Genomic DNA, 11589 nt, shown 5'->3' with positions numbered 1-11589 from the left:
GCACCGTGCGTGTTGCAATCTTCGCGATGGGCACCCGGGGGGATGCCCAACCCGCGGCGATAATCGGCGCCGAACTGGCCCGGCGCGGTCACGAGGTGGTGTTGGGCGTGCCCGGGGACCTTGCCAGTTTCGGTCTCAGAATGGGACTCGACACAGCGTCGATCGGCATCGACGCGCATGAGTTCATGGGCTCGGAAGAGGTACGGGCCTGGCTGGCTTCAGGTGACCTGTGGAAAATCATGAACGGATTCAGTCGGTACAAACGCCAGCAGACGGAACGTATCGCAGACGCCATGGCGGACATCTCCGCCGGCGCCGATCTCATCGTGTCCGGTGTCACCACCGAGGACGAGGCGGCCTGTATCGCGGAGTGGCGGGGGGTGCCGATGGCATGTCTGCACCACGCGCCGATGCGGGCCAACGGAGATTTCCCCTTCTTCATCGCCAGCACCCGCCGGCTGCCGCGGGTCGTCAATCGCCTGATGTATCCGGCGGTCGAGCTCGCCGGGTGGCGGGTCCTCGCCGCCGACGTCAATCGGCTGCGTGCGAGGCTGGGCCTGCGGCCGGCCCGGGAACCCACCCCACGCCGGCTGGCGCGGGCCGGCTCGACGGAGATCCAGGCCTACAGCCGGTTCCTGGTGCCCGAACTCGCCGACTGGGGTGAGCGTCGCCCGCTGGTCGGTTTCCTCACCCTGTCGCCCGAGCAGCGCCGGCTGCTCGGGGAACACCAGCTCGACCCCGCCGTCGACCAGTGGCTGGACGAGGGTGAGCCACCCGCGTACTTCGGATTCGGGAGCATGCCGGTCCTGGATCCGCCCCGGATCCTCGAGTTGCTCAGCACGGTCGCCGACCGGTTGGGGCTGCGCGCGCTGGTGAGCGGGGCGTGGGCCACGACCGGCGTCAGCACCGACCGGCGAGTGTGCGTCGTCGGAGACCTCGACCACGACACGGTGCTCTCGCGTTGCCGCATCGCCGTGCACCATGGCGGCGCCGGCACCACAGCGGCCTCCGTCGCAGCCGGACTGCCGACCGTCGTGTGCTCGGTCATCGGCGACCAGCCCTTCTGGGGCGCCCGGCTCGAACGCCTCGGTGTCGGCGCATCCCTTCGCTTCCCCGAGATGAGCGAGCGGGCCCTCGTCGCCGCCGCGGCCCCCCTGCTGGCCCCCGAACCACGGGAACGTGCAGCGCGGCTGGCCACCCGGCTGAAGACGGAGAACGCGGCTAGCCATACCGCCGACGTTCTCGAAAAGATCCACAGGTCCTGATTTCTCTCCGGCCCGGACACGATCGGCCGGAGAATCCACCGATCACCCGGCGGGCCGGCCACGACCCGGCCGCCGTACAAGGGAGCCACCGATGGACCGCAGCGAGCTCATGGACCTCACCCGGCGCGCGCTCAAAGTCGCCATGGACCGGACAACCGACATGGAGCCGGCTGAACGCCGTCAGCCGGCCGATGCCTACACCAGCCAGCAACGTTTCGAACGTGAACGCGAACTCCTTTTCGGCTCGCCACAGCTGGTCGGCTACCGCTCGGAGCTGCCGACCGCCGGAAGTTTCTGCACGAAGACGGTGATGGACGTTCCCGTGCTTCTGACCCGGAGTCAGGACGGCACCGTCAGGGCCTTCCACAACATCTGCGCTCATCGCCAGGCACCGGTCGCGGTGCGCTGCGGCACAGCCGAACGGTTCGTGTGCCCGTACCACGCCTGGACGTACGACGCTGCGGGCCGCTTCGTCGGAGGGCCCGGCCGTGAGGGTTTCCCGTCACTGGCGGCCGGCGGAACAGGCCTCACGGAACTGCCGGCCGCGGAGCATGCCGGGTTTCTGTGGGTCGGCCTCCAGCCGGAGAACGGGCCCCTGGACATCGAGGCCCATCTGGGGCCGCTCGGTCCGGAGCTTGCCTCGTGGGGGATCGGCGACTGGTCGCCGGTGGGTGAGCGGGTTCTCGACTCCCCGATCAACTGGAAGCTCGCTCTGGACACTTTCGCCGAGAGCTATCACTTCTCCACCCTGCACCGCGACACGTTCGCCCAGCTTGCCCTGGGAAACTGCGCGCTTTTCGACTCGTTCGGCCCGCACCATCGGCTGGTCGTTCCGTTGCGGCACCTCACGGGCCTCGCGGACCGGTCCGCCGAAGAATGGCAGCCGCTGGACAACCTGTCGATCGCCTACGCGCTGTTTCCCAACATCGTCGTTTCGGCGAGTGCCGCCAACAGCGAGGTCTTCCGGATCTACCCCGGCAACGGGCCCGGGCACTCGGTGACCTGCCACCAGAACGCCTCAAAGCTGGACCTTGCGGACGAGACCACCCGGGCGGGCGCGGAAAGACTGTTCGACTTCGCGCACTCGACAGTCCGCGACGAGGACTATCAGCTCGCTGTCGAAATCCAGAAGAACCTTTCCTCGGGCGCGCGGTCCGAACTGGTCTTCGGGCGCAACGAGCCGGGTCTCCAGCACCGTCACTCGGTCCTCGACGCGAGGATGAGCGCTCAGCCACGGCCAGCCGGGCAGCCAGGGAGAGTGGACCTTGCTCATCGTTCATGACCTGGGCCTGTCGAGGTGCGCGAGGACAGCGATCTGGTGTCTCGTTGGACCTGGCCTATCCGGCTGGATTTGCGGGGTGTGCGATGGGGGTGCACTCGTCGGATCATGGCCGGCTGGGGGTGGCGGGGGGCTGACGGTGGACGGATGGCGCGTGCTCCTCGTCATCGGTATCCGTCGGATCTGTCGGACTCGCAGTGGGCGTTGGTCGGGCCGTTGCTCCCGCCGCCGGCGGTGGTGGGTCGCCGGGAGAAGCATGATCGGCGCGATGTCGTCGACGCGATCCTGTACGTGGTGCGTAACGGCTGTGCGTGGCGGGCGTTGCCGTCGGACTATCCGCCGTGGCAGACCGTGTACTACTACTTCGCCCGCTGGCACGACCTGGGTGTGACCGAACGTGTTCACGATGCGCTGCGGGAGCAGGCCCGCGCTCAGGAAGGCCGGGCCCCGGAACCGACCGCGGGGATCATCGATTCCCAGTCGGTGAAGGGCGCTGACACCGTCCCGGCGTCCTCCCGCGGCTACGACGCCGGCAAGAAAATCAACGGCCGCAAGCGGTTCGTCGTCGTGGACACGATGGGCCTGCTGCTGGCCGTGCTCGTGGTCCCGGCGAGCACGCATGACACCGCCGGCGGCCGGCAGCTCCTGCTCGACGGTTTCTTCGCCGGCCGGCGGCTACGGCTGGTGTTCGCCGACGCCGGCTTCACGGGCACGTTCGTCGACTGGGCTGTCCGGATCCTGACCCTCACCGTGCAGGTGGTGCGTAAACCCGCCGGACAGAAGGGCTTCTCCGTCCTGCCACGCCGGTGGGTCGTCGAGAGAACTCCGTCGTGGATCACCGGGCACCGCCGGCACGCCCGCGACTACGAACGCCGCCCCGACCACGCCGAATCCCTCATCCGCCGGTTGAGGTCGATAGATGGCCCCATATCATGGTAATGGGGATGCTGGTGCGGCGGCCGCCGTCGTTGGTCAACCTGCGTGAGCCGAGAAGCCGCGTTAGCGTAACTGCCGTGTGATTGTGCAGGAAGACAGCGGAAGGGTGAGCACTATGGCCCGTTTGTCCGAGCAACTGGCCTACCTTTCAGGGCGCGCCAAGGCAGCCGAGGATGCCGCGGGCACGGCCGAGGCCGAGACCCGCGAGGAGTTGGCGGCCAAAGTCGAGCAGGCTCGTGCCAACGCCGAGCAGCGCGCGGGCGAGCTTCGCGAGAAGGCGGCGGACGTTACCCAGGAGGCTTCCAGTCGGTGGAGCGAGATCCAGGACCGCTGGAAGGACCATGTGAGCGAGGTGCGTGCCGAGGTCCAACAGAAGCAGGCGGAGCGCGACGCCAACCGTGCCGAGCGGCGTGCGGAGTACGCGGAGGACGACGCCGCCTGCGCGATCTCTTTCGCCATCTCCGCCGTGGAAGAAGCCGAGTACGCCGTCCTGGACGCCACCTTGGCCCGCGCCGACGCTGCGGCCGCCCGCGCCTGATCCTCCTCTCATTTCCCCGGATCCGGTTGGTGACGTCGGGGTGAACGGAAGGGGCGACCCGGGCGTCGGAATGGCAGGACGGTGGATTCCTCGACGGCGCCGGGGTTCAGCAGCCGTGGGAAAGATGCTTGCGTGACCTGTTCGTCGATGCGGCGTTGAGCTCATTCGGCGCCCGCCCAGCCGGTGTGGCCGGCCGGCCCGCTCGCTCGCCGACGCGGACGCGCACCAGAGTGCCCCGGCCAGGACTCCACGCTGGCCCGCTGGCTGGAGTCCGGCCGGGGCGGGATGCACCGGATTGGGAGCCCGGTTCCTCCCCCGGCACCCCCCAGATGCTCATCATGGCCGCGATGCGGACCCGCCTAACGGGGTGGGTGGCGTTCGGCTCATACCCAAACGCATCGCGCTGCGGATGTTCACCGGGCTGGCAAGGCGTCGACGCCGGCTGATCGCCCGTCACGGCGACGACCGCGCCTACCGGCCGGCGTGTGCGCGTCGGTGGGCGTTGATCAATAGGAACGATGCCGGGTATCCGTGGGAGGAACGATGACCGAGCAGAGCACAGTGCAGACGCAGGTGTGGCCGCGGTTGCGGCTGCGGGACTGGAGCGACACGAAGGACACGCTGCACATGTGGACCCAGATCGTCGGCAAGATCCGCATGGCGCATGCGCCGATGATCAACCACTGGTGGCATGTCACCCTATACGTCAACCCGCGCGGGTTGACCACCTCGACCATCCCGTACCGCAATGGGGATTTCGACATCGAGTTCGACTTCCTCGACCATCAGCTACATATCCGTACCAGCGACGGCCGCCGCCAGCAGGTGGCGCTGGCGCCTAAACCGGTGGCCCAGTTCTACACCGAAACCATGCAGGCTCTGGATGACCTGGGCATCCAAACCCATATCCATGCCAGGCCCAACGAGGTCGATCCGGCCATCCCGTTCGCCGACGACTACCAGCACGCCTCCTACGACCCGCACGCGGTCGAGCTATTCTGGCGCCAGCTCCTGCGGGCCAACCGGGTCATCACGGTGTTCCGGTCCCGGTTCATCGGCAAGGCCAGCCCGGTGCATTTCTTCTGGGGCGGCATGGACATGGCCTGCACCCGGTTCTCCGGACGCACCGCCCCACCCAACCCCGGCGGAGTCCCGAATCTCCCCGTGTGGGTGACGCGCGAGGGCTACTCCCACGAGTTGGCCAGTTGCGGATTCTGGCCCGGCGGCGAGGAAGGCGCATTCTACGCCTACGCCTACCCCGAACCGGCCGGCTACGCTGTCCATCCGGTCCGCCCGGACGCCGCCTACTACGGCCCCAGCGGCGAGTTCCTGCTCCCGTATGAAGCCGTGGCCGCCGCCGCGAACCCCGACCAGGTCCTCGCCGACTTCCTGGACACCACCTACGCCGCAGCCGCCGACCTGGCCGGCTGGGATCGGGGCGCGCTGGAGGCCGACCTCCACCGTTGCGACCACCGGCGCCAGCAATGAACACCGCGCAGGCCGCCCTGGGCTGGCCCTGAAATCACTGTTCGGCCGGTCGCTACCCGGGCCTTGGCCAGGGATGATGTCCAGTGATGGCGCCGGTCGTTAGATCATCTGCCGAATCGAACGGGCGTTCCGTAGACCTGGTAGTCGGCACCGCGACCGCCCGCGGCTTGGTCACCCAGCTCAGAACCGACACGCACAACGCGCTCGACGGGCAGGCTCATCCGGCGGCGCCCCAGGAAACAGATCCGGCTCCGTCTCGGCCGGCTCGATGTCGCCCCGACCCCCTCAAGATGGCCGGGCCCGCTGGCACACGGTCCTGGCGAGCGGGGCATGGCTCAGAGGTCGGCGTGCTGGGGCCTGGTCTCGACCACGATCACGGTGGGGGTGTTGGTCTCCAGCGCGGCGGTGAGTTCCTTCTCCAGCTCGTCCACGGTCTCGACGTCGACGCCCCGGCAGCCGAAGCCGCGTGCCAGCGACACGATGTCCAGTCCCGGCAGGTCGAGCCCTGGCACGCCTGGGGCGTTCTCCAGTTCGGCGAAGGACTTCAGCACCGAGTACTCCCGGTTACGCAGGACGACGTACGCGATGGGCAACTCGTGCTGCGCGGCGGTCCAGATGGCCTGCACGGAGTACTGGAAGGAGCCGTCACCGATGACCCCGATCACTGGCCGGCGTTCGCCGCGCGCCCGGTCGCCGAGCGCCACGCCGACTGCGGCCGGCACCGCCCAGCCGATGCCGCCGCTGGCCGTCGCGAAGAACGAGCCGGGCTCGACCGTCGGCAGCCACTCGTTCTGCAGGGCCATCGTCGAGGTCGACTCGTAGACGAGGACGGCGTGCGGCGGGCGGGCCGTGTTCAGCGCCGCATGGACCTCGGCCGCCGTCAGCGGCCTGCTCGGCCCCTCGGGCAGGGTCCTGGCGCGCCGCGCCGGCTCAGGGGGTGTGCGTCGCGCGCCCTCCTCCACCAGCTCGGTGAGCAGTTCGAGGGCGATCCGCGGGTCGCCCAGCACGCTGTCGCCGGCGCGCGCGGACGCGGCCACCGCCGGGTCGTCCGTGATGTGCAGCAACGCGGTGCCAGGAGGCAGGACGACGCCGGGCACATAGGGGTAGTAGCGGAACACCTCGGCGCCGGCAACGACCACGAGGTCGTGCCCCCCGAGCCGGTCGCTCACGGCTTTCAGGGAGATCCCGAGCGGCCCCTGGTAGAGAGGATGGTCCTCCGGGAACGAGATCCGATCCGGCAGCGGCGGCCCGTAGACGGATGCCCGCAGCTTCTCGGCGAGCGCGATGGCCGCGTGCCAGCCGCCACGCCGGTCGACGTCGGGACCGAACACCAGGGCCGGTCGCCGGCTGGCGGAGATGCGCTCGGCGAAGCCCCGCAGCCTCTCGACGTCGGGCGCGACGAGGGTGCTCACGCCACGCACGACGGCCGGGCCGGCCAGCGGAACGTTCCAGTCATCGAGCGGGATCGAGAGATAGACGGGGCCGGCCGGGGGCTGCACCGCCATCGCGTAGGCCCGCATCAGGGCTGCGGGGACATCCTCGGCGCGGGCCGGCTCATAGGCCCACTTGACCCAGGGCTTCGGCAGGGTCGTCGCGTCGCGGTTGCCCAGGTAGGGTTCGCCGATCACCATCTCGCGGTGCTGCTGGCCCGAGGTGACGACCAGCGGTGTGTGGCCATGGTAAGCCGTGACCAGGTTGCCGATGGCGTTCCCCACGCCCGCCGAGGAATGCAGGTTCACCAGCGTTGGCCGCAGGGTGACCTGCGCGAACGCATCTGCCATGGCGATGACGGAGGCCTCCTGCAGGCCGAGGACATAGGTGAAGTCGGCCGGGAAGTTCTGCAGGAACGGCTCCTCCGTCGATCCCGGGTTCCCGAAGACGGTCGTCATGCCCAGCGACCTGAGCAGGTCGTACGTCACACTGTGAACGGTTGATCCGTGGCCCATCGGTACGCAGCCCCGCCTCGTTCGCTGGACGCCACGACGGTTCGATCGTCGCGCGACCGGCCGTGACTGGCCAGTCGCCAGATGTTACCGTCCGGTTCCCGCGCCCGCCACGCCCGCGTGGGGCGAGCGGGTTCAGTCGCATGCGCCTCGGCCCCGACGGGTTCGAGGCGGTTGGTTGGCCGCCGTGCGCTGGTCGCCGCGTACCAATCACCCAAGGCGGGCCGCCTGACGTTCCAGGTAGTCGCGCTCCGGGGTGCTCTGCGCCGTCGCGGCCGCCGCGGCGAACTCCGCCCGCGCACCGGGCCGGTCGCCGGCCATGTCCAGCAGATGCGCGCGGGTCGCCCGGTATCGGTGGCCACGCCGCAGCCTGGCGTCCGACCCGACGGTGTCGAGCAGGCGCAGCCCGGCGTCCGGGCCGTCGCTCATGGCCACTGCCACCGCCCGGTTCATCGTCACGACCGGGCTCGGGTCGAGCGTCTCGAGGACGGTGTACAGCGTGGCGATCTGCGCCCAGTCGGTGTCTGCGACCGTCGCGGCCGCGCAGTGGACACCTGCGATCGCTGCCTGCAGCTGATAAGGCCCCGGCGGTGCGGTCGAAAGCGCTGAGCTGATCAGCGTGTTCGCCTCGTCAATCTTCGTGCGGTCCCAGCGGGCGCGGTCCTGGTCGGCGAGCAGGACGAGGTCGCCACTCCCGCTGGTCCGGGTGTCGCGGCGGGCGTCGGTGAACAGCATCAGCGCGAGCAGGCCGGCGACCTCGCCGTCGCCGGGCAGCGCCGCGCGCAGCAGCCTGGTCAGCCGGATCGCCTCGTCCACGAGATCGGGACGGTGCAGGGCCGGCCCGGCACTGCTCGTGTACCCCTCGTTGAAGATCAGGTACAGCACCTGCAAAACGACCGGGAGCCGGGTAACCCGCTCGTCGTCGGACGGCACCGCGAACGTCGCGCCGGCGGACTTGATCTGCGCCTTCGCGCGACTGATCCGTGGCCCCATCGTCGCGGGCGGAACAAGGAACGCCGCGGCGATCTCCTCGGTGGTCAGGCCGCCCACCGCGCGCAGGGTGAGCGCGACCTGCGATGCGGGTGTGACGGCGGGGTGGCAGCACAGGAACAGCACGGCCAGCGTGTCGTCGGTCTCGGTGGCCGGCGACGGCGCCTCGGGGGCGTTGCCGGCCAGCGCGGCGGCGGTCTCCTCGCGGCGCCGGCGGGCGGCGTCGCTGCGGATCTCGTCGATGAGCCGGCGCGACGCGACGGAACGCAGCCAGCCTTTCGGGTTCTCGGGCATGGTGTCCTCGGTCCACGAGGTGGCGGCCGCGACGAGGGCCTCCTGTACGGCGTCCTCGCACGCGTCGAACTGGCCGTACCGGCGGACCAGGCCGGACAGCACGTGTGGGGCGAGCTCGCGCAGGAGCCCCTCGATGCGGGTGACCACTCAGTCCAGCCCGGCCTCGAACATGACCTCACGCACCTCGACGCCCATGCCATCGATGGCGGCGTCCGGGATGCCGGCGGCGAGTTCGAGCGCACGCTCGCGGTCCGCGACGTCGAGCATGTAGAAGCCGCCGAGGAACTCCTTGGTCTCCAGGTAGGGGCCGTCGGTGACCGCGGGCTGCCCGTTACGGACCCGGACGACGGCGCTGCGGGACGGGTGCTGCAGCGCCTGGGTCACGATCAGCTCGCCGGATCGCTGCGTCTCCTGGATGAAACGCGCGTGGCCGTCCTGGAGCGCCTGCCGGCCGGCCGCGTCGAGGGCCTCAAGGGCTGCCGGGTTGTTGTGCAGCATCAACAGGAACTTCATGTCCGTACTCCTTTTCCTGCTACCGCGCCGGTCGCGGCTCGCACACAGGGGTCGGAGCCGGCCGGCGGGATTTGCGCTCGCGGCCGGCGCAAAGCTCGCAGGCCGGCTCCGACTCTGTCATGACGACGGAATCGACAAAAGGAACTCACCGATGACCATCGATCTCCACCACGAGGTGCACGGCGACCCGCGTCCCGGAACGGCGCCGCTGCTGCTGATCCACGGCGGCGGCTCCACGATCGGGACGAACTGGGGTCTGCTGATCCCGGAGGTCGCCCCGACCCGGCAGGTGATCGCCGTCGAGCTACAGGGGCATGGGCACACCCCCAGCCACCCGGAGCGGGCCGCCAGCTTCGAGCACTCGGCCGACGACGTGGCGGCGTTGCTGCGCCGGCTCGACATCGGCCCGGTGGACGTCCTCGGCTTCAGCAACGGCGGCAACACCGCGATGCGCCTGGCCATGCGCCACCCGGAGCTCGTCCGGCGGCAGATCGTCGCGTCGGCGCTGTACCGGCGCGACGGCATGATCGACGGGTTCTGGGACGGCCTCGCCGCCGGGGCGGACGTGTCAGCGATGCCCGACACGTATCGCGAGGCCGACCGCGAGATCAACCCCGACGACCCGGACCACGAGCGCCTGCTGTTCGAACTCGACCAGCGGCAGATGCTGAACTTCGCCGACTGGGCACCGGAGGAGCTGGCCGCGATGGCCGCGCCCACGTTGTTCGTCGGCGCCGATCAGGACGTCGTCCGCACCGAGCACACCGTCAACCTCGCGGCGATTACGCCGGGCGCGCGCGTGCTCATCGTCCCGGGAGTCCACGGCGACTACCTCGGGGAGCGGATGGCCGCTGCGGGCGACCCGTCGGCGATGCGGCGGACGCTGCCCTGGCTGCTGGCGTTCCTGAACGAACCCGAAGGGCGGTGATGAGCCGCCGAACGCCACCGACCGCGTCGCTGGCGCTGGTCGCGGCGGTGTTGGTCGCAGGCCGGCTGGTGCAGGGGCTGGCCGCAGGCATGGTTGCGGCTTGTTTGTGCTGCGTGCACAGGTTCTGGGACGCTGTGTCCATGGCGGACGGGGGATGTCGTAGCTGGTTCGGCCCCTGCGCAATGGATGGCCGCACGGGATGGCCGGCAGGGTTCGGGCGCCGCTGCGGGGCGCGCATGGAAGTGGTGCGATGACAAGTTTGGAGCAACTGCGGGGCTACGTCCTCGAGGAGGTACTGGCTCGTCTTCTTTATGAGAGTGGGTATCGGTTGCTGGTGTCCGAGACGCAGGACCCTGAGGCCCTCAGGCAAGGCGCGCATGGGCTTCTCGTTCGCGGCCGGGGCACCGATCATCAGGCCGACGTGCTCGGCGAGTTGACCTTACCCGTGCCGTTCTCGCTACCTCTGCGCGTGTTCGTCGAGGCGAAATATCGCGCCGCGAAGACGGGTCTCGGTGACGTGCGGAACGCGCATGGAGTCATCCACGACGTCAACGAGCATCACTCGACAGCCTCAGCGGGTGCCCGCGCGATCCCGATGCGGCGCTACCACTATCGGTACGTGCTGTTCTCCACCTCCGGATTCACCAAGCCGGCCCAGCAGTTCGCGCTCGCCCAGCAGATCTCACTTGTGGACCTGTCGAGCCCGGGTTTCGCCGGGCTGCTGGGCGCCGCCGACCGCGTCGCGCAGGGACTTCATGACCTGGCCGAAGAAGCACAGGTATCACCATTTCCCACCGGACAGGTCCGCACCGCACTCAGGCTGGCATTCGACACCTGGACCAACGGGGAATCCGACGACATCGATGACGTAGACGCCGGTGACGCGGTGAGCTTCCAGCGGCGCGCGAGTCGAGCCCGATTGGCAAACCAGCTGAACCCGGCGCAGCGGGAGTTTCAGACACTTCCCCTCGATCGATTGGAGTCCCTCACGGCCGAGCTTGCCGGACGGCTTGACGCGAATCTGGTCTTCGCCTTCCCGTCCGCGCCCTTTGTGCTGGCTCTGCGGCCCTCCGATCTCTCCGCGCTCGATACCTACGTCGCTCGCCGTGGCCCCGAGGTAGACGTGAACATCCAGTTCGTGACCAGACGCGAGGTCACCGGCGACTGGATGATCGTGCCCGCCGACAGTTCACGAGCCTTTCAGCTCCAGTTCTCACTACCGGCGCTACTTGAAGACTGGATTCTTCACGACGAACGCACAGCGGCGCGTCGTGCACGCGGCATCAAAGCCGAGTTGCTGTCCTCGATCTCGCTGTTTCGAAATGGCCGCCTCATCCGGCTACAGTACGAACGACCACCTCGTGGGTGACAGCAACCGGTGCGATACCTGGACGACCATGGGGCGGGTTTCCGTC

Annotated in this window: 9 protein-coding genes and 1 pseudogene; 7 read left to right on the top strand and 3 right to left on the bottom strand. The window is 69.3% G+C overall.

What is annotated here, in order from left to right:
• Window positions 1-5: 5 nt before the first annotated feature.
• From C1A33_RS11185 to C1A33_RS11165, 5 genes and pseudogenes are all read left to right on the top strand, one after another.
• Window positions 6-1265 (top strand): glycosyltransferase, encoded by a 1260-nt coding sequence (locus C1A33_RS11185; RefSeq protein ID WP_101831446.1) that lies wholly within the window; start codon window positions 6-8, stop codon window positions 1263-1265.
• A 91-nt stretch (window positions 1266-1356) separates the two neighbouring features.
• Window positions 1357-2547, top strand: coding sequence for an aromatic ring-hydroxylating oxygenase subunit alpha (locus C1A33_RS11180; protein WP_207770257.1), 1191 nt, complete (start codon window positions 1357-1359; stop codon window positions 2545-2547).
• 168 nt (window positions 2548-2715) lie between these two features.
• Window positions 2716-3447 (top strand): annotated as a pseudogene (locus C1A33_RS11175) (IS5 family transposase); the annotation flags it as partial.
• A gap of 148 nt (window positions 3448-3595) precedes the next feature.
• A complete protein-coding gene (locus tag C1A33_RS11170; RefSeq protein WP_101831540.1) occupies window positions 3596-4018 on the top strand; it encodes a hypothetical protein in 423 nt (140 codons plus the stop codon).
• 543 nt (window positions 4019-4561) lie between these two features.
• On the top strand, window positions 4562-5506 hold the full coding sequence (locus C1A33_RS11165; protein WP_101831444.1) for a DUF5996 family protein: 945 nt from the start codon (window positions 4562-4564) through the stop codon (window positions 5504-5506).
• A 335-nt stretch (window positions 5507-5841) separates the two neighbouring features.
• Here the strand turns inward: C1A33_RS11165 and mdlC are convergent, their stop codons facing one another.
• From mdlC to C1A33_RS11150, 3 genes are all read right to left on the bottom strand, one after another.
• The gene (gene mdlC / locus C1A33_RS11160; protein ID WP_101831443.1) at window positions 5842-7452 is read right to left on the bottom strand and encodes a benzoylformate decarboxylase; all 1611 of its coding nucleotides are present in this window, start codon (window positions 7450-7452) and stop codon (window positions 5842-5844) included.
• 207 nt (window positions 7453-7659) lie between these two features.
• A complete protein-coding gene (locus C1A33_RS11155) occupies window positions 7660-8880 on the bottom strand; it encodes an RNA polymerase sigma factor (RefSeq protein WP_101831442.1) in 1221 nt (406 codons plus the stop codon).
• The gene (locus tag C1A33_RS11150) at window positions 8881-9246 is read right to left on the bottom strand and encodes a YciI family protein (RefSeq protein ID WP_101831441.1); all 366 of its coding nucleotides are present in this window, start codon (window positions 9244-9246) and stop codon (window positions 8881-8883) included. It lies immediately after the preceding gene.
• A gap of 151 nt (window positions 9247-9397) precedes the next feature.
• Here C1A33_RS11150 and C1A33_RS11145 point away from each other — a divergent pair, with 151 nt between their 5' ends.
• Together C1A33_RS11145 and C1A33_RS11140 are read left to right on the top strand one after the other, a co-directional pair.
• A complete protein-coding gene (locus C1A33_RS11145) occupies window positions 9398-10174 on the top strand; it encodes an alpha/beta fold hydrolase (RefSeq protein WP_101831440.1) in 777 nt (258 codons plus the stop codon).
• Window positions 10175-10424: 250 nt separating this feature from the next.
• A complete protein-coding gene (locus C1A33_RS11140) occupies window positions 10425-11543 on the top strand; it encodes a restriction endonuclease (RefSeq protein WP_165818332.1) in 1119 nt (372 codons plus the stop codon).
• Window positions 11544-11589 lie beyond the last annotated feature (46 nt).

It is taken from the genome of Frankia canadensis (genome assembly GCF_900197875.1).
GTDB lineage: Bacteria > Actinomycetota > Actinomycetes > Frankiales > Frankiaceae > Frankia > Frankia canadensis.
This window is presented reverse-complemented; position numbering and strand designations above follow the sequence as displayed.